Source organism: Mesorhizobium sp. M8A.F.Ca.ET.208.01.1.1 (assembly GCF_004791315.1).
Classification (GTDB): Bacteria; Pseudomonadota; Alphaproteobacteria; order Rhizobiales; family Rhizobiaceae; genus Mesorhizobium.
Window position 1 is genome coordinate 18,950 of the sequence record NZ_SRUT01000007.1, and the last position, 18,261, is coordinate 37,210.

Genomic DNA, 18,261 nt, shown 5'->3' on the forward strand with positions numbered 1-18,261 from the left:
CCACCTAACTGGTGGGAAAACGGATTGGACACTCATGGCGCAACGACGCTCTTCTCTTGGCTTTCTCGGCATGTTCGGCCGCTCGGGTGATCTGCGGCAGCTCGATGCGGCCTTGCGCGGCGCCGACCTGCATCCGGCCCTGGTCCCGGAAGGCGTAAAACTCACCATCGTCAATCTGATGAAGGACCACTGGCCCGAGGAGCCGCCGCCGCGGGCCTATCCGCGGGTGGCGACCCTGTTCAGCTACTGCATTGCCGGACCGGAAACCTTCGAGCGGGCGCAAGGTCCGCAACAGCGGCTCGACGCGGAGCGCCGGATCGAGGCGGCTCTCGAAACCGGCGACGGCCTCGATGCCCAGATCGTGCTGATGGCGCTGCACGCCAAGCTGATCAACGCCGAGGTCGTCGAGCGCTACGGGCTGGCAGCCGAATAGCTGCGCTCAGCCGCCCATGCCGCCGCGCGGCAGCTTGATCATGTCGCCGAAGCGGGCGCGTAATTTGTCGTCGAGCAGCTTCGGCACGTGGCGCGGAAAGCGCTCGGCAAGGATGCGTTTCTTCTCGATGATCGCCCGTTGCAAGATGTCGGGCCGGCCCTTCTCATTCCATTCCTTCGGCGAAAACCGGTCGCCAACGGCGGGATAGAAATATTCCGTCTGCATCAGCCGCAGCGTCTGCTCGTTGCCGAGATAGTGCCCCGGGCCTTTCAGGCAGACATCGGCGATGGTGGCGATCGACAGCGCTTCGTCGGTCACCTCGATGCCGCGCACGCAGCGCAGGCAATGACCGAGCATGTCGTTGTCGATGATCAGGCTTTCCAGGCAGAAGCCGAGCAGCGAGGCATGCATGCCGGCCGATTCATAGACCAGGTTGAGCCCGGCAAGGCCGGCCATCACGTCGGTGATGCCCTTTTCATAACCGGACTGGATGTCGGGCAGCTTCGAATCCGTCATGCCTGCGGCCGAGCCGCCCGGCAGGTCGTAGAATTGCGCCATCTGGGCGCAGGCGGCGGTCAGCACCGCCTGTTCGGCCGAGCCGCCCGACATGGCGCCTGTGCGCAGGTCCGATACGAACGGCCAGGTGCCGAAGATCGCCGGATGCCCCGGCTTGATGGCATTGACATAGACCAGACCGGCGAGCACTTCGGCCACCGCTTGCACCACCGCGCCAGCAATCGCCGCCGGCGCCGTGGCTCCGGCCTGTCCCGCCGACAAGAGCAGGATCGGAATGCCGCCCTCGACGCAGGCTTCGAGCACGCCGCAGGCGTCCTCGGCGAATTTCATCGGCGGCACGACGAAGCAGTTCGAGTTCGACACGAACGGCCTGGCGCGGAAATTCTCCTCGCCGCCGGCAATCGCGTAGAGCATTTCGAGCGCCGGCTGCACGTTCTCGCGCACCGTAAACGAGGTGCCGACATGCTTGGCCGTGCCCATCACGCAGGCGTAGAGCGTGTTGAAGTCCATTTCGAGCGGATCGGGAATGTCGCGCGGCACCATCGGCCGCTGAAAGAAATGGATGTTGTCGAGCCCTTCGACGATGCGGGCCGCGTCATAGATGTCCTGCAGCAGCGACTCACGGTATTCGCGCTTCTCGACATCGACCAGATGCACGGCGGCACCCGCCGTGCCGTAATGCACGCGCTTGCCCTGTATCACCATGTCGTGTTTGGGATCCTGGCCGTGCAAGGTGAAATTCCGTGCCGCCTTCTTGATCGTCTCGAGCACCAGCGCGCGCGGGAACCGGATGCGGCCGTCATCGCCATAGGTGGCGCCGGCCTGGGTCAGCGCCTCGATGCAGGAGGGGATGGCGTTGGCGAAGCCGACTGTCTCCAGAAGCGTCAGCACCGCTTCGTGGATACGCTCGCGATCATTGCCCTTGAGTGGTCCGTAGCTGCCGCCCTCGAGGCCGGCACGCACCGGTTTGATGTCGTCGGCGAGCGGCGCTGCCCGCATCGCGCGACGCGCTTCGCGCCCCCCGGAGCGGCGGGAGCGTTGATCCGCCGCGTCCTGCTTTTCAAGAACCACTGACATGGAAAACACTCCACCTTTCCTGAGAAACAGCGCGGCGGTTGGTCCACCATCGGCTGCTTCTTCCCCTTTGTGCCACGACTATGCCGCCGGCATTGGCACAGCCTATGAGCCAGCGGTTCCAGTCGAGTATGCCAGAAGAAAGGGAGCGGGAGCCGCTTGAAGGCGGCTCCCGTCAAAGGATCGAAGAATGGATCAGGCGGCGGCGGGCCTGCGGCCAGCGGCGGTGGCCAATTCCCGGATGCCGGGCTCGATGTGCTGCAGCGCGATCGAGGAAATGCCCAACCGCATGAAACGCGAAGGCTTTTCGGTGCGGTCGAAGAAGCGGTCGCCCGGCTCGATGATGACGCTGCGCGAGGCGGCGGCCTCAGCCAAACCGCGGGAATCGGTACCCCGTGGTCCTTCCAGCCAAAGCGAGGTGCCGCCGGCCGAATCCGTCGAGCGCCACTCCGGCAAGAAGGCGGAAATCGCATGGACCAGGCGCTTGCGCCGCTCGTCGAAGGCGCTCGACAGCCGCCGCACCAGCGCTTCGTGATGGCCGAGCGAGAGGAACAATGCCACGGCGCGCTGGTTGTTGGCCGGCGGATGGCGCAGCATGAAACGGCGCAGCGCCCGGAGTTCGGCGATTAGTCCAGCCGAGGCCACGATGTAGCCAAGCCGCAGGCCCGGCGCCAGCGTCTTCGACATCGAGCCGACATAGACGACACGGCCGGAGCGGTCGAGGCTCTTCAGCGCCTGCTGCGGTGCCTCGTCGAGAAGCTGGCTGTCATAGCCGTCCTCGATGATGATCTGGTTGTGCCGGTTGGCGCGCGCCAGGAGGTCCTGCCGTCGCTCGGCCGACATCGGCACCATGGTCGGGCAATGATGGCTGGGGGTGACGAAGACGAAGCCGGAATCATTGGGAATGGAAGAGGTTACGATACCCGACTGGTCGACCGGCACCGGCTCGATGTCGGCGCCGGCGAGGCGGAAGATCGAGCGTGCATCGGGGTAGCCCGGATCCTCCATCGCCACTTTCGAGCCCTTGGTCATCAGCAGCGAGGCCAGCATGTAGAGCGCGTTCTGGGCGCCCAGCGTGACGATGATTTCGTCGGGATTGGCGAAGATGCCGCGCCTGGGCAAGAGCCGTGCCTGGATCTGCTCGATCAGCAGCGGATCGTCGCGGTCGACCATGTCGGACGCCCAGTTGCGGATCTCCAGCACGGCCAGCGCCATGCGGTTGCACTCGCGCCACTCGGCGGTCGGGAACAGCGCCGGGTCGAACTGGCCGTAGACGAAGGGGTAGGACGACTTGATCCAGTTCTCGTGCTTGGCCGGCGGCGGCATGTCGCTGGCCGCGATCTGCCGGCGCGCCTTCCAGTCGATCTCGTTGGCCTGGTCGGGCGCCTTCTGGTGCGGCTTGGCGGGTGTCGCCAGCACGTCCGGATTGACGAAATGGCCGCGCCGCTCGCGCGCCACCAGGAAACCCTGGTCGACGAGCTGCTGGAAAGCCAGGACCACCGTTCCGCGCGCCACGCCGAGTTTCTCGGCCAGGATCCGGCAGGAGGGAAGCGGCATCGAAGCGGCGATCTGGCGGTCGAGAATGGCGGCCACGATGGCTTGGCGGATCTGCGCCTGCAGGGTTTGGCCGGATTCAGCCGAAATCCGGAACAGGCCGGACCATATCGCCGTGTCGTTTCTCTGTGGCATGGAAGATGTTCCTCGATGGCCAGCTTTTTTTGCTTGGCTGGACCAGCCGAACGTAACCGTGGCACAAGGGGTTGCGCCAATCAATTTTTCTGATCTTTGGGATTTATGCCAGTGATCCTTCAAGCTCGAAATAAGCCGCGGCCACCTCGCCACCCGATACATTGTGTCATCGCATCGTGATGCGCTGCGTCATCGCCGCGTATTGACCGGATGGAATTCGGCTCAATAGTTGTGGCGCGACGACACGCGCCGGAAACATCCGGTCTGATATGGTGCGTCCAAAACGCCAGGAGTCCCCGCCAGTGGATCAGTCAGCCTTCCAGAAACAGCTTGCCGCCTTGCGCGATCATCGCGCCGCGGTCCCTGGCGACATGCGCCAGGTCTTCGCCGCCGATCCGCAGCGCTTCAAGACGTTCTCCGCCACCGATGGTGACCTCCTGCTCGACTGGTCGAAATGCGCCGTCGACGCCGCGACCATGGATTTGCTGGAAAAACTGGCCGCCGCCGCGGATATCGAAGGCCGCCGCGCCGCCATGTTCGCCGGCAAGAAGATCAACGTCACCGAAGACCGCGCCGTGCTGCACACGGCGCTGCGCAACCTCAGCGGCAAGGGGGTCACGGTCGACGGCCAGGACGTCAAGGCGGATGTCGTTGCCGTGCTCGACGCCATGGGCGCTTTCGCCGATGCGGTCCGCTCCGGCAAGGCAACGGGTGCCACCGGCAAGAAGATCACCGACATCGTCAACATCGGCATCGGCGGCTCGGACCTTGGTCCGGCCATGGCGACGCTGGCGCTCGCCCCCTATCATGACGGTCCGCGCGCGCACTATGTCTCCAACATCGACGGCGCCCACATCCACGACACGCTGAAGGGGCTGTCCGCCGAAACCACGCTGTTCATCATTGCCTCCAAGACCTTCACCACGGTCGAGACGATGACCAATGCGCAGACGGCGCGCGACTGGGTGCAGAAAGCGCTCGGCAAGGAAGCCGTAGGCAAGCATTTCGCCGCCGTCTCGACCGCGCTCGACCTGGTGGCGAAATTCGGCATCGAGCCGGATCGCGTCTTCGGCTTCTGGGACTGGGTCGGCGGCCGCTATTCGCTGTGGGGCGCGATCGGCCTGCCGGTCATGATCGCCATCGGCCCGCGGAATTTCCGCGCCTTCCTCGACGGCGCGCACGAGATGGACGAGCATTTCCGCACCGCGCCGCTCCAGAAGAACCTGCCGGCGCTCCTGGGGCTGGTCGGCTGGTGGCACCGCGTGATTTGCGGCTATCCGGCCCGCGCGGTCATCCCCTACGACCAGCGGTTGTCACGGCTGCCGGCCTATCTGCAGCAGCTCGACATGGAATCGAACGGCAAGAGCGTCACCCTTGACGGCACGCCGGTGACGACGCCGACCGGGCCGCTGGTCTGGGGCGAGCCCGGCACCAACGGCCAGCACGCCTTCTTCCAGCTGCTGCATCAGGGCACCGATCTGATCCCGGTCGAGTTCCTCGCCGCCGCGGTCGGCCACGAGCCTGATCTCAAGCACCAGCATGACCTGCTGCTCGCCAACTGCCTGGCGCAGTCGGAAGCCTTGATGAAGGGCCGCACGCTGGACGAGGCACGCACGCAGATGCTGGCCAAGGGCATGAAGCCGGCCGATGTCGACCGCATCGCGCCGCACCGTGTCTTCTCCGGCAACCGGCCCTCGGTGACCATCCTCTACCGCAAGCTCGACCCGCGCACCTTCGGCCGGCTGATCGCGCTCTACGAGCACCGCGTCTTCGTCGAGGGAACGCTGTTCAACATCAACTCCTTCGACCAGTGGGGCGTAGAGCTCGGCAAGGAACTGGCGACCGGCCTCCTGCCTGTCGTGGAAGGCAAGGAAAGTGCCGCCAAGCGCGACGCGTCGACCGCTGGCCTTGTGGGATACATCCGCCAATTGCGTGGTTCGGAGTGAAAAGTTTGGCAGACATCAAGGGAATATTGTTCGACAAGGACGGGACACTTGTCGATTTCAACGCGACCTGGCTCGGCGTTGCCGATTTCATGGCCATGGATGCAGCCGACGGCGATCGCTGGAAGGCCGACAGGCTGCTGGCGGCGGCCGGTTTCGATTTCGCCAACCGGCGCTTCAAGCCCGACTCCATCTTTGCCTCCGGCACCAATCTCGACGTCGTCGAACTGTGGTTTCCGCGCCTGTCCAACGAAGACCAGATGCTGGCCGTCGCCCGCTTCAACGAGATTACCTCGGTGCAGGGCTCGGCGATGGCGGTGGCGCTGCCTGATGTCGTCGACACGCTGGCCCTGCTGCACAAGCGATCCTACCGGCTTGGCGTCGCCACCAACGATTCGACCAGCGGCGCCGAAAAAACGCTGGTCACGCTCGGCGTCGCACAACTGTTCGATGCCGCTTACGGATATGACGCCGTCGCCAATCCCAAGCCGGCCCCGGACACCATCCAGGCCTTTTGCGACCTCACCGGCCTGAAGCCAAGCGAGATCGCCATGGTCGGCGACAACAGGCACGATCTCGAAATGGCGCGCGCCGGCGGCTGCGGCCTCGCGGTCGGCGTGCTTTCCGGCACCGGCACCCGCGAATCGCTGGCCGAGATCGCCGACGTCATCCTGGATTCGGTTGCCGACCTGCCGGATTTCCTGGCCGCACGGGTCAAGGAGACGGCGTGATCCGGAGAAGGGGTGGGAAGGTGGTTTGACTTCGATGGCCGAGATGGGGCCGTGAGCGGACAGTCAGCTTTCGGGTCTTGGCGATTGGATAACTGCCGTGCGCGGCGGGCACTTCCGAATGGCAGGAAGCTTCCAATTGGAGACGTTTAGGCAGTCAATCCATGGTCCCGAAAGCAGCCAAAGCGCGCTCCCGACACCGTCGCGATAAAGGCGCGCAGGTCGGCCAGCATCAGTTCCGGCTCTTCCAGCGCGGCGAAATGCCCGCCCCGCGGCATGTCGGTCCAATGCACGATGTTGTAGGTCTTCTCCGCGAACGAGCGCGGCGGCGGCAAGAACACTGGATCGGGGAAGGCCGCAACGCCGGTCGGCACCTGGATGCGGGTGCCGGCCGGAAGCATCCGCGACTCCTCAAGCCGGCTGCCGTAGTAGATCCAGGTTGCCGTCACGAACGATGCCGGCGCGATGTAGAGCATGATGTTGGTGAGGAGTTCCTCCTCGGAAAATTTGCTCCAGATGTCGGGGTCGCCATCGGCGGTTGTCGGAAGATCGGCCCACTTGCCGAACTTCTCGAGTATCCAGCCCGCCGCTCCGACCGGGCTGTCGGCCATCGCGACGCCGAGCGTCTGCGGACGGGTTTCCTGCTCGTGAAAGTAGGCGCTCTCCCGATCGGCAATCGGGGCACGCTTGGCGGCGAAGGACTTCTCCTCGTCGGTCGTCGGAGCGGCATCCTCCGCACGCACGGTCATCATGTTGATATGAATGCCGAGCAGAGCGTCCGGTCGATCATGCGCTGCCCAGGCCGCGATGCCGTGGCCCCAATCGCCCCCTTGAACGAAATACCGCGCGTCGCCGAAAAGTTGTATCATCAGCCCATGCACGAGTGCAGCAGCCCGCCGCGGGCCGATCGGGCGCGTGATCGGGTTGGAGAACGCGAAGCCAGGAAGCGAGGGGACGACAACGTCGTGCCCGTCCGCTGCGAGCGGCTGCAACAGCCGCTCGAACTCGAGATACGAGCCCGGCCAGCCGTGGAGAAGCAGTACGGGCGGCTTGGAGCCGTCGCCCTTCACATGAACGAAGTGGAGGTGCTCGCCTTCCACGTCGGCCGTGAAGTTGGGCAGCGCGTTGAGGCGCCGTTCGACCGCACGCCAGTCGTAGCTGTACCGCCAATACGCGGCGAGTCGCTTGAGGTCATCAACCCCGACCCCCGCTGACCAGCCCCCCGCATCCGGCAGCTGGCTCCAGTCATAAGCCTCGACCTTGGCTCTGATCGTGGCGAGCCGTTCGTCAGGAATGTTTATTATGTAGGGTGAAATCATGATGTTCTCCGCTTAAACGGCTGACGACGTTGACCGCCGAAGGGTAATACCGACTGAACTGAAAGCTGCGCACAACGTTTCCTGAAACGCCATCCTTTTTGCGAACGGCGCCACGGCAAAACGTCTGCTATGCAGGTCGGCGTTGCCGTAGGCGCAATGTCCGCTTTCCACCCGAAGCAGTCGCGACCGCGTCGGGCGCGACCTCTTCCGCGGCCGCGACCACGCCAGACTGAACGATCGGGCCAAGACAGAAGCAGCAGGCAGACCAGAGGAGCAGGTTGGCGAACATTGTCAGGACGTGCGGGGCCGAAAAGGGCAGCGTCGCAGGGGCCAGGACTAGACCGACCAGCGCTGCCATCAGGCTGCGCCGCGTGCCGAGTGCATCGCTAAGCCGGCCCCCACCAAAATTCCCGACCACCGCAGCTGCGCCGAATGCCATGAACGCCAAGCTGACTGCGGCAGGAGACACGTGGGTTACCTCCGTCAGCGGCGGTGCGAGAAAGGTGAAAACCACGAATGATCCGCCGAACCCGTTCATGGCGATGAAATAGAGCGCCAGGAGGCGGGGCTTCGCCAATACGGCGAACTGCGACCTTAAACCGGCGGTCGGAGCGTGGGGAATTTCCCGCGGCAACAAAAGTCGCAATAGCGCTGCCGTGAGGCAGCCGAGCACAGCCACCGCCAGCAGCGGTGCACGCCACCCAAGGCTCTGTCCGACGATTGTGCCGAACGGGACACCGATGACCATTGCAAGGGTGAGCCCTGCGAACATCGTCGCCACCGCCCGCGCGCCGCGCTCACGATCCGCCAGGCTCATCGCAATCGGCGCGCCGACGGCGAAGACCACGCCGTGCGCCACTCCTGTCACGATCCGACCGGCCAGCAGCACTTCATAAGTTGGTGCAGCGCCGCCAAGCAGATTACCGAGCGTGAACAGGCTCATCAGTCCAACCACAAGCCCGCGGCGGGGAAGCCTTCCAGTAAGGGCCGTGACCGTCGGCGCCCCAACGGTCGCGGCCAGGGCATAGCCAGTCACAAGCAGACCGGCTTGGGGTATCGTTACCGCAAGATCGCGCGCGACATCCGGGACAAGCCCGATCATGACGAACTCCGTCGTGCCGATGGCGAAGGCCGCCACGGCAAGCGCGAACAATGCAGGCGACATCGGTGTTGCTCTTTATGCGTCGATCAGATCGGCAAAGTGCGCGGCGAGGCCGGTTTGGCCCGGCGCAACGTGGTCGGCCATGGTGTGGCGATCGGGGAAGTCGCCGCCGTTTTGCGAACGGAAGGGAATCGGCTTGTCGGTGAATAGCCCGGCGAGACGTACACGCCATGCTGCCTTGATCGCGTCCACTTGCTCCGCCGTGGAAACGTGACCCGCGCCATAGACCGCGTGCGTCGGGAGCACGTCCATGCCGGGATAGAACAGCGCGCCATGAGTCAGCGGGAACAACAGTTGCTCTATCGGCCCGTTGATACCCCGCGGGCCATAATCGGCCACTGGGCCGCCTGCCTGCACGTTGACCAGCGCTCGCTTGCCCTTGAGGATGCCGTCGCCAAAGCGAAACTCGTTGGAGCCATTCTGATAGCCGTAGGCAAAACCGAAGGCATAGACTCGCTCTATCCAGCCCTTCAAGATCGCGGGCACGCCGTACCACCACAGCGGGAATTGCAGGACCACAGCATCGGCCGCGAGCAGCTTCTGCTGCTCGGCGATCACGTCGGGCGTCTGATGCCCGCTTGCGTAAGCATGGCCCGATTCCATGATGAACGACAGTCGCTCAGGGTTGTTGCGCATCGGAAAGTCATCGGCGTCGTACCCCGCCTTCCACTTCATGCCGTAGAGGTCCGAATGGACCACGGTGTGCCCCGCCGCCGACAACATCTCAGCGGTCACGTCGACCAGCTGCCGTGTCAGCGAAGTGGGCTCAGGGTGTGCGTAAACGATGAGAATATTTCTTTTCACGAGATGGTCTCCGTAGTTGTTTAGAGCTGTGTCTGATGTTCCCGATCGGTATCAATTGCGCGCCAGGGCTTGCGCGTTGGTGACCCAGACGTTTTCGGGGATTTTGCGTGCCCCCCGGGCGCGCTCGGCTCGATGATGCCGACATCGATTTCGATACTTACACTGTTGACGGCGCGGCGAGGCTCCTCGATCACCAGCAGAATGCTTGTTTCGTTGCAGCAGTTCGCGCCAAAGCGCGCGCTAAGCTAGTCCGGTATGGGATGCTGACTGAGATCACTCGATGCCTCCGGCTCGGGATTGGAAGCCCGGCTGGCCTCAACATGAGTATCTGACTAAGATTTGTGAAATCGATTATCTTGACCCGTGCTATCCAGATAGCGGATATCTAACCGCTGATCGCCACGTTGGCACTTTCACGCGGGCGTTCGATTGGCCCGTCGGTGCCGCACGGCTCCCTCCGCTCCAGTTTGGCGGCTCTTTACCAATCGTAAGAACAGCAGCGATCGCTTTCGCGCCAGCGGCCCGACGCCAACACAGACAGCTTCCCATTAGGCGGCCAAGCCGTTGACGGGCAGCGCCGCGATCATGATATATAGAAATGATTAAACGGCGACTAGGAATAGACACGGTGAATGACAGTCGCATCGACCTCAATCTCTTGGCGACGCTCGAAGTGCTGCTTGCCGAACAAAACGTAACGAAAGCGGCAGATCAACTGCACCTCAGTCAGCCGGCTGTAAGCGCGCAACTAGCACGGCTTCGGGATTTGTTTGACGACCCGCTTCTGCTCCCGACTCGTCGAGGCATGATCCCGACCGCCAAGGCAATCGAACTTGCACCGCAACTGAGAGACGCGCTGGATCACGTGCGCAACGCGTTACATTCTCATCAGGACTTTGATCCCGGCAAGGCCGAGCTTACCGTATCGATCGGCTGTTCTGACTATATCCAGGCAGCAGTGGTGATGCCGTTCGTCTTGGCTCTCCGGCAGACGGCGCCGGGAGTACGGGTGGCCGTACGGCATCTGGTGCCCGAGCTGGTGGAGCAGCAATTGGGGAATAAGGAAGTCGATCTTGTTATCGCTACTCCCGAGCGGTCGGCCCCGCACCTACGGACGTGTCACTTATTCGACGAAACTTATGTCCTCATAGCAAGACACGGTCATCCTCGGCTAAAATCGGGTATGACAATAGACGAATATGTCGAATTGGAACACGTCGTGGTGTCACCGCGGGGCGGCGACTTCGAAACGCCAGTGGACAGTGCTTTGGCGGCACTTGGTTACCGACGCAACGTCGTCGTGTCAGCGGCCTCCTTTTTGCTCCTGCCGGAGATCGTCTTAGATAGTGATTTGGTTGCACTCGTGCCGAGGCGCCTATTTCTCAGGCAATCAGAAAAGCTCATGATGGTTGACCTGCCCTGGCTAGGTGAACAATTCAATGTCAGTCTGATTTGGCACGAGAGATGTCATAGGCATGCTGGCCACCGCTGGGTCCGAAACCTGATCGGAAGCCTGGTTGGGGACCATGATAAAGGCGGGTCTAGGGTCGCGGAGCCTGAATCAGATCACGCGCCTCACATCAATGGCTCCTGACTAGCGGGTCTGCTGCGCTTTGCCGATCAGCATGCAAACGAGTTAAGTGACACCGCAATTTGCCAATGGTCTGAGTGCCCATCTTCGCTATGCCGGGCGCGCCATTCCACAGGAATCGGTGGATGAACGACCGGAATTAGGCGCTAACCAGACGTTCATTCGACCTAAGCAAGCACTGGCTCGAACCCCGGCCGTTCCAGCTATCGGCCTGCGCCCAGCGCCCTACCGCTCTTCCGCCTTAAACCAAAACACCCCGCTCGGTCTGCTCGCAATCCCCTTTGCATCCCCAAAATCCGGCACCTCATATTCAGCGATCAATCGCAGCCGGGTGAGCGGCAAATCGTTGCGGCGGGGGTCGCCGACCAGTACCTCGATGCCTGATGCCAGGCAGCGGTCGAGGAACGGCATAACCCGCAAGGCAACCTCACGGCAGTAGAACACGTCGCCCGCCAGCACGAGGTCGGCGGCCGGTGGCGGGCCTGTGGTGAGATCCTTGTCGAAGATGGTGATCTCGACGGCGTTGGCCGCGGCATTGAGGCGGATCGCGGCGACGCCGTTGCGGTCGATCTCGGCGGCGATCACTTCCGCTGCGCCGGCCTTCGCGGCGGCGATGGCGACAAGGCCCGAGCCGGCGCCGAGGTCGAGCACGCGGCGGCCCGTCACGATCTCCGGATGGTCGAGAATATGGCGCGCCAGCACCGCGCCGCCGGCCCAGGCATAGGCCCAATAGGGTGGCTGCGGCTCGGACTCGTCCAGGTCGTCGCCGGACCCGACGAGCCGCCTCAGCCCGCTGCCCGGGTGAGCGGTGTAAAGCTGGATTTCAGGAAGCGCCCGCACTGGGGCAAGGCGCAAATTCGTCCTGATGAATTCTGCCGGATCAAGGCGTCGGCCGGGCGCATCGAAGTCGGCGGGATCGTCGGCCACTATTCGCGCAACGCCCGCCGCAGGATCTTGCCGACCGGCGTCTTTGGCAATTCGGTCCTGAACTCGATGTATCTGGGCCGCTTGTAGCCGGTCAGGTTCTCACGGCAAAAAGCAGTGATGGCCTCTGCGGTCAGGGCCGGGTCCTTCTTGACGATGAACAGCTTCGGCACTTCGCCCGAATGCTCGTCCGGCACGCCGATCGCGGCCACTTCGAGCACGCCTGGATGCGCCGCCACGACCTCCTCGAGTTCGGTCGGATAGACGTTGAAGCCGGAAACGAGGATCATGTCCTTCTTGCGGTCGACGATCTTGGTGTAGCCGCGTTCGTCCATGAAACCCATGTCGCCCGATTTGAAGAAGCCGTCCGTGGTCATCACCTTGGCGGTCTCGTCCGGCCGGTTCCAGTAGCCGGCCATCACCTGCGGTCCCCTGATGCAGATCTCGCCGACCTCGCCCAGCGGCACGTTGTTGCCGTCGTCGTCGCGGATGGCGATTTCTGTCGAGGGCAGCGGCAGGCCGATGGTGCCGGTGAACTCGCCGGAACTGAACTTGTTGGCCGTCGCCACCGGCGAGGTCTCCGAAAGGCCATAGCCTTCGCTGATGGGGCAACCGGTCAGCGCTTTCCAGCGCTCGGCGACGCCCTTCTGTACCGCCATGCCGCCGCCCAAGGTCAGAAGCAGCGGCTTGAAGTCCAGCTTGCGGAAGTCCTCATTGTTGAGCAGCGCGTTGAACAGCGTGTTGAGGCCCGGAAAGATATGGATCGGATATTTGCCCATTTCCTTGACGAAGCCTGGAATGTCGCGCGGATTGGGGATCAGTATGTTCTGGCCGCCCATCTGCATGCCCATCAGCGCATTCACCGTCAGCGCGAAGATATGGTAGAGCGGCAGTGCGCAGACGAGGTTGAGATGCGCCGGCTTTGGCTTGACGGTGTAGGCGTCCTGCAGCCACAGCGCATTCTGCGCGACATTGGCCAGCACATTGCTGTGCGAGAGGGTCGCGCCTTTCGAGATTCCGGTGGTGCCGCCGGTATATTGCAGGAAGGCGACGTCGTTGGCGGCTACCGTGGCCGGCTTGAAAGCCATGCCGCGTCCGGCCTTCAGCGCCGCATTGAACTTGACATGGCCGGGCAATGACCAGGCCGGCACCATTTTCTTGACGCGGCGCACCACCAGATTGACGATCGAACCCTTCAGGCCGCCGAGCAGGTCGCCCATGGCCGCGACGACGATGTGCTTGACCGAGGTCCTGGCGACGACCGCCTGCAAGGTGTTGGCGAAGTTTTCGAGAATGACGATGGCCTGTGCCCCGGAATCCTTGAGCTGATGCTCCAGTTCGCGCGGCGTGTAGAGCGGATTGACGTTCACCACGGTGAAGCCGGCACGGGCGACCGCCATCATCGCCACGGGATACTGCAGCACGTTCGGCATCATCAGGGCGACGCGCGCGCCCTTCTGCAATCCAGTGGACTGCAGATAGGCACCGAAGGCCGCCGAAAGCTGCTCGAGTTCGGCGTAGGTGATGGACTTGCCCATGCAGGTGAAGGCCGGCTGACCGGCGAACTGCTTGCAGGCGCCCACCAGGAAGTCGCCGATGGAACCGTAGGGCAGGGCGCCGATCTCGGCAGGCATGTTCTTGGGATAGCTGTTGAGCCATGGCTTTTGCGGCAGGCCGGCGGCGAGTTCGGTAAGCGCCTTCGGCAGCCGCTGGCTGGTCGCCGTCGCCGGCTTCGAGGCCGGTGCGGTCTTCGCTGGTGGCGAGTTCTTCGTCGTCGTGGCCTTGCCCGGTCCGGCCTTGCCCGATCCCGTCCTCGCCGCGGGCGCCTTTGCCGGCGCGGCTTTCGCAGCCGGCTTCGTGGCGGTGCTGGCTGTGGCCGCGGCTTTCGCCGGGGGGGCATTCCTGGCGGGTTTGGGCGCCGCCTTCGCGGTCGCTGCCTTGCCCGCGGCCTTGCCTTGCCCGTCTCCACCGGCGGCTGGTTTCGAGGCCGCCTTGGCCGGCGCTTTCACTGGGCTCTTCGACGCTTTTGCCACCCGTTCCTCCTCGACAACCCTGGTCGCCTGTTTCTCGTTGGCCTGTGCCGCACCGCCCCCGGATTGATGGAGACGCCCTCCGCTGCCGCCAGTTGTCCATCTATGTATTGCCTCTATCGGCGGCGGTGCAAGTCTTGCCCCAGCGGCAGGACGCCGAAAGATTTGCCGCCGTAAATCTTTCCCGCCGGCCACAGCTGGAACCGGCATCTTCGCGCATCCGCGGCCGATGAAGACAGGGGCGCGGCACCCCTGTCGCCGGACGTCGGATCAATAAAAAAATGCGGTCGTTAATAATCTCGTGAATAGAAAGAACTGCTAATTTTTTCTGCCATTTAGCAAAATGGCGGATTTTTTTCCTGCTTCCCGCGGGGTAAGCAAACGGGGTGTTCCAAACCCGGAAAAACGGTGCTTATATGCGCGCTTCGCGAGCCTGATAGAGGGGCTTGGAAGAACATCAGGGAGTGCTCAATGAAGAAGAAATTGACTTTTGCAGCCGCGTTGCTGGCTGCAAGCGTCCTGGGCGGCGTGGCCAACGCGAAAACTCTGGTCTACTGCGCGGAGGCGTCGCCAGAAGGTTTCGATCCGGCGCCGTACACCGCGGGACAGACGTTCGATGCGTCCTCGCGTACCGTCTTCAACCGCCTCGTCGAATTCGATCACGGCAAGACCTCGGTCTCGCCCGGCCTGGCGGATAGCTGGACCATTTCCGACGACGGCAAGGAATATACTTTCAAGCTGCGCAAGGGCGTCAAGTTCGCGCCCACCGACTACTTCACCCCGACCCGCGACCTGAACGCCGACGACGTGGTGTTCTCGTTCCAGCGCCAGGTCGACAAGAACGGCCCCTGGTTCCAGTACATACCGGGCATCGCCTATCAGTATTACAATGATCAGTTCGGCGACAACATCACCAAGGTCGAGAAGGTTGACGACCTGACGGTGAAGTTCACCCTCAAGGAACCGGCGATCACCTTCATTCCGACGCTGGGCATGGATTTCGCCTCGATCGTCTCGAAGGAATATGCCGACAAGCTGCAGGCCGACAAGACGCCTGAACTGTTCAACCAGAAGCCGGTCGGCACCGGCCCGTTCATCTTCGTCGACTACCAGACCGACGCCGCCATCCGCTACAAGGCCAACCCGGACTATTGGGGCGGCAAGCAGAAGATCGACGATCTGGTGTTCGCCATCACCACCGATCCGGCGGTTCGCGCGCAGAAGCTGAAGGCCGGCGAATGCAACATCATGTCGTATCCGGCACCGGCCGACATCGCCGGCCTGCAGGCTGATGCGAACCTGACGGTCGCGGAGCAGGAAGGCCTGAACGTCGGCGCGCTGATGTACAACACCCAGCAGAAGCCGTTCGACGACGTGCGCGTCCGCAAGGCGCTCAACATGGCCATCAACAAGAAGGCCATTATCGACGCCGTGTTCCAGGGCGCCGGCCAGGTGGCGATCAACCCGATCCCGCCGACCATGTGGTCCTACAACAAGGACGTGAAGGACGATCCGTACGATCCGGACGCGGCCAAGAAGATGCTTGAAGAGGCCGGTGTCAAGGACCTTAAGATGAACGTCTGGGCCATGCCCGTGTCGCGCCCGTACATGCCGAACGCGCGCCGCACCGCCGAACTGATCCAGGCCGACTTCGCCAAGGTTGGCGTCACCGTCAACATCGTCAGCTACGATTGGGGTGAATACCTCAAGCGCGCTTCGGCGGTCGATCACGACGGCGCCGTCATCGTCGGCTGGACCGGCGACAATGGCGATCCGGACAACTTCCTCGGCGTGCTCCTGAGCTGCGCGTCCGTCGGTTCGAACAACCGCGCGGAATGGTGCAACAAGGACTTCGATGCGCTCATCAACAAGGCCAAGACGGTGTCCGATCAGGCCGAGCGCACCAAGCTCTACGAACAGGCGCAGGTCATCTTCAAGGAGCAGGCACCGTGGGCGACGCTCGCCCACTCCAAGGTGTTCATGCCGATGCAGAAGACCGTCTCCGGCTTTGCGATGGATCCGCTCGGCATCCATCGCTTTGACGGCGTCGATATCGCCGAATAAGGTTCGCGAAACGGGGCGGCGCCACAGGGCGCCGCCCCACCTCGCCCGCCATGCTGCGTTACATCCTCGGCAAGCTCGCCCTCATCATCCCGACCTTTATCGGGATAACCATCCTCGCTTTCGGCTTCGTGCGCATCCTGCCCGGTGATCCGGTGCTGGTGCTTGCGGGCGAACGTGGCCTGTCGCCCGAACGCCACACGGCGCTGATGCATCAGTTCGGTTTCGACCTGCCGATCTGGCAACAGTATCTGACCTACCTGACCAACATCCTCAGCGGCGATTTCGGCACCTCGTTTTCGACCAAGACACCGGTGCTGAAGGATTTCCTGGTGCGGTTCCCGGCCACGGTCGAACTCGCCATCTTCGCCATGATCTTCGCCGTCATCTTCGGTGTCGCCTTCGGCATTTTCGCTGCCATCCGCCGTGGCTCCTGGTTCGACCAGCTGACCATGGGCACCGCGCTCGCCGGCTATTCCATGCCGATCTTCTGGTGGGGGCTGCTGCTGATCATCGTGTTTTCCGGTACGCTGCACTGGACGCCGGTCTCCGGCCGCATCGACCTTCTCTATTTCTTCAAGCCGGTGACCGGCTTCATGACCATCGATTCCCTGATCTCGGGGCAGAAGGGCGCCTTCCGCTCGGCGGTGTCGCACCTCATACTGCCCACCATCGTGCTTGGCACCATTCCGCTGGCGGTCATCGCCAGGCAGACGCGATCGGCTATGCTCGAAGTGCTGGGTGAGGACTATGTTCGCACCGCGCGCGCCAAGGGCCTGGCGCCGCGCCGTGTCATCGGCCTGCATGCCTTCCGCAATGCGCTGATCCCGGTCGTCACCACCATCGGCCTGCAGGTCGGCACGCTGCTCACCGGCGCCATCCTGACCGAGAGCATCTTTTCGTGGCCGGGCATCGGCAAGTGGATGATCGACGCCATCTCCAAGCGCGACTATTTCACCGTGCAGGGCGGGTTGCTTTTGATCGCGCTGATCGTGATGTCGGTGAACCTTATCGTCGACGTGCTCTATGCCGTCATCAACCCGCGTATCCGGGCGAATTGACATGACCAATGAAGGCCCAGCCACCATCGAAGCCGCGACCGTCGTCAAGCCGCAGGATGCCCGGCTGCAGATGTTCGCCGAGTTCTGGCACTATTTCTCGATCAACAAGGGCGCTGTGATCGGTCTCTTCGTCTTCGCCCTGCTGATCCTGATCGCCATCTTCGCGCCGCTGCTCGCACCGCATTCGCCTGACGATCAGTTCCGCGACTTCTTCCTGACGCCGCCGGCCTGGCAGGCGGGCGGCAACGCGCAGTTCCTGCTCGGCACCGACGCCGTCGGCCGCGATATGCTGTCGCGCCTGATCTATGGCTCGCGCTTTTCGCTCGCCATCGGTTTCGTCGTCGTCACCACGGCGCTGATCTCCGGCGTCATCCTCGGCCTGCTCGCCGGCTACTGCCGTGGCTGGGTCGACACGCTGATCATGCGCATCATGGACATCATCCTGGCCTTCCCATCGCTGCTGTTGGCGCTGGTGCTGGTCGCGGTGCTCGGCCCCGGCCTCGTCAACGCCATGATCGCCATCGCCTTCGTGCTGCAGCCGCATTTCGCCCGGCTCACCCGCGCCGCGGTGATGGCGGAAAAGACCCGCGAATATGTGGTCTCGGCCAAGGTCGCCGGCGCCAGCCATCTCAGGCTGATGCTGGTCACCATCCTGCCCAACTGCATCGCCCCGCTGATCGTGCAGGCGACGCTGTCCTTCTCCAACGCCATCCTCGAGGCCGCCGCCCTTGGCTTCCTCGGCATGGGCGCGCAGCCGCCGACACCCGAATGGGGCACGATGCTCGCCGAAGCGCGCGAATTCATCCTGCGAGCCTGGTGGGTGGTGACCTTCCCCGGCCTTGCCATTCTGATCACCGTCTTTGCCATCAACCTGATCGGCGACGGCCTGCGCGACGCCCTCGACCCCAAGCTGAAGAGGTCGTGAG

At 63.3% G+C, this 18,261-nt stretch carries 14 protein-coding genes; 7 read left to right on the plus strand and 7 right to left on the minus strand.

Annotation, left to right across the window (positions count from 1 at the left end; translation table 11 throughout):
• The first annotated feature begins 34 nt into the window (after nt 1-34).
• Nucleotides 35-433 carry a hypothetical protein gene (locus tag EN851_RS25895; protein ID WP_127870684.1) on the plus strand — a complete coding sequence of 133 codons (399 nt, stop codon included), beginning with the start codon at nt 35-37 and terminating at the stop codon, nt 431-433.
• A gap of 6 nt (nt 434-439) precedes the next feature.
• On the opposite strand, the gene EN851_RS25900 is transcribed toward EN851_RS25895, so the two are convergent.
• The gene (locus EN851_RS25900; protein ID WP_135930279.1) at nt 440-2,026 is read right to left on the minus strand and encodes a trimethylamine methyltransferase family protein; all 1,587 of its coding nucleotides are present in this window, start codon (nt 2,024-2,026) and stop codon (nt 440-442) included.
• Between the two features lie 192 nt (nt 2,027-2,218).
• Nucleotides 2,219-3,712: a PLP-dependent aminotransferase family protein gene (locus EN851_RS25905; RefSeq protein WP_135930280.1), complete on the minus strand. Its 1,494-nt coding sequence runs from the start codon at nt 3,710-3,712 to the stop codon at nt 2,219-2,221.
• Between the two features lie 269 nt (nt 3,713-3,981).
• On the opposite strand from EN851_RS25905, the gene pgi reads away from it, so the two are divergent.
• Both pgi and EN851_RS25915 read left to right on the plus strand, forming a co-directional pair.
• Nucleotides 3,982-5,658, plus strand: a complete 1,677-nt coding sequence (gene pgi, locus EN851_RS25910) for a glucose-6-phosphate isomerase (protein WP_189521941.1) — start codon at nt 3,982-3,984, stop codon at nt 5,656-5,658.
• A 5-nt stretch (nt 5,659-5,663) separates the two neighbouring features.
• Nucleotides 5,664-6,386, plus strand: coding sequence for an HAD family hydrolase (locus EN851_RS25915; protein WP_127870688.1), 723 nt, complete (start codon nt 5,664-5,666; stop codon nt 6,384-6,386).
• Nucleotides 6,387-6,532: 146 nt separating this feature from the next.
• Here the strand turns inward: EN851_RS25915 and EN851_RS25920 are convergent, their stop codons facing one another.
• The 3 genes from EN851_RS25920 to EN851_RS25930 all read right to left on the minus strand — a co-directional run bounded on the left by EN851_RS25920 (nt 6,533) and on the right by EN851_RS25930 (nt 9,668).
• Entirely contained in the window at nt 6,533-7,702 is a 1,170-nt protein-coding gene (locus EN851_RS25920) for an epoxide hydrolase family protein (protein WP_135930282.1), read from the minus strand.
• A 127-nt stretch (nt 7,703-7,829) separates the two neighbouring features.
• Nucleotides 7,830-8,867, minus strand: a complete 1,038-nt coding sequence (locus EN851_RS25925) for an MFS transporter (protein ID WP_135930283.1) — start codon at nt 8,865-8,867, stop codon at nt 7,830-7,832.
• A 12-nt stretch (nt 8,868-8,879) separates the two neighbouring features.
• Entirely contained in the window at nt 8,880-9,668 is a 789-nt protein-coding gene (locus tag EN851_RS25930; protein WP_127278328.1) for an NAD(P)H-dependent oxidoreductase, read from the minus strand.
• Between the two features lie 628 nt (nt 9,669-10,296).
• Here EN851_RS25930 and EN851_RS25935 point away from each other — a divergent pair.
• Nucleotides 10,297-11,262, plus strand: a complete 966-nt coding sequence (locus tag EN851_RS25935) for a LysR family transcriptional regulator (protein WP_135930284.1) — start codon at nt 10,297-10,299, stop codon at nt 11,260-11,262.
• A gap of 222 nt (nt 11,263-11,484) precedes the next feature.
• On the opposite strand, the gene EN851_RS25940 is transcribed toward EN851_RS25935, so the two are convergent.
• Nucleotides 11,485-12,189, minus strand: a complete 705-nt coding sequence (locus EN851_RS25940) for a 50S ribosomal protein L11 methyltransferase (protein ID WP_135882930.1) — start codon at nt 12,187-12,189, stop codon at nt 11,485-11,487.
• Entirely contained in the window at nt 12,186-14,216 is a 2,031-nt protein-coding gene (locus EN851_RS25945; RefSeq protein ID WP_135882929.1) for a long-chain fatty acid--CoA ligase, read from the minus strand. The genes EN851_RS25940 and EN851_RS25945 overlap by 4 nt, the downstream gene beginning before the upstream one ends.
• Before the next feature lie 468 nt (nt 14,217-14,684).
• On the opposite strand from EN851_RS25945, the gene EN851_RS25950 reads away from it, so the two are divergent.
• From EN851_RS25950 to EN851_RS25960, 3 genes are all read left to right on the plus strand, one after another.
• Nucleotides 14,685-16,277, plus strand: a complete 1,593-nt coding sequence (locus EN851_RS25950) for an ABC transporter substrate-binding protein (protein ID WP_127870692.1) — start codon at nt 14,685-14,687, stop codon at nt 16,275-16,277.
• A gap of 50 nt (nt 16,278-16,327) precedes the next feature.
• Nucleotides 16,328-17,335 carry an ABC transporter permease subunit gene (locus EN851_RS25955; RefSeq protein ID WP_127278115.1) on the plus strand — a complete coding sequence of 336 codons (1,008 nt, stop codon included), beginning with the start codon at nt 16,328-16,330 and terminating at the stop codon, nt 17,333-17,335.
• A 70-nt stretch (nt 17,336-17,405) separates the two neighbouring features.
• Complete coding sequence (locus EN851_RS25960; protein ID WP_174361976.1) at nt 17,406-18,260, plus strand: ABC transporter permease subunit; 855 nt, start codon at nt 17,406-17,408, stop codon at nt 18,258-18,260.
• Nucleotide 18,261 lies beyond the last annotated feature (1 nt).

Excerpts from the sequence above, each read along its gene's own strand:
- EN851_RS25895 (WP_127870684.1), top strand. The coding sequence starts at position 35 with ATGGCGCAACGACGCTCTTCTCTTGGCTTTCTCGGCATGTTCGGCCGC.
- EN851_RS25900 (WP_135930279.1), bottom strand. The coding sequence starts at position 2,026 with ATGTCAGTGGTTCTTGAAAAGCAGGACGCGGCGGATCAACGCTCCCGC.
- EN851_RS25905 (WP_135930280.1), bottom strand. The coding sequence starts at position 3,712 with ATGCCACAGAGAAACGACACGGCGATATGGTCCGGCCTGTTCCGGATT.
- pgi (WP_189521941.1), top strand. The coding sequence starts at position 3,982 with ATGGTGCGTCCAAAACGCCAGGAGTCCCCGCCAGTGGATCAGTCAGCC.
- EN851_RS25920 (WP_135930282.1), bottom strand. The coding sequence starts at position 7,702 with ATGATTTCACCCTACATAATAAACATTCCTGACGAACGGCTCGCCACG.
- EN851_RS25925 (WP_135930283.1), bottom strand. The coding sequence starts at position 8,867 with ATGTCGCCTGCATTGTTCGCGCTTGCCGTGGCGGCCTTCGCCATCGGC.
- EN851_RS25950 (WP_127870692.1), top strand. The coding sequence starts at position 14,685 with ATGAAGAAGAAATTGACTTTTGCAGCCGCGTTGCTGGCTGCAAGCGTC.
- EN851_RS25955 (WP_127278115.1), top strand. The coding sequence starts at position 16,328 with ATGCTGCGTTACATCCTCGGCAAGCTCGCCCTCATCATCCCGACCTTT.
- EN851_RS25960 (WP_174361976.1), top strand. The coding sequence starts at position 17,406 with ATGTTCGCCGAGTTCTGGCACTATTTCTCGATCAACAAGGGCGCTGTG.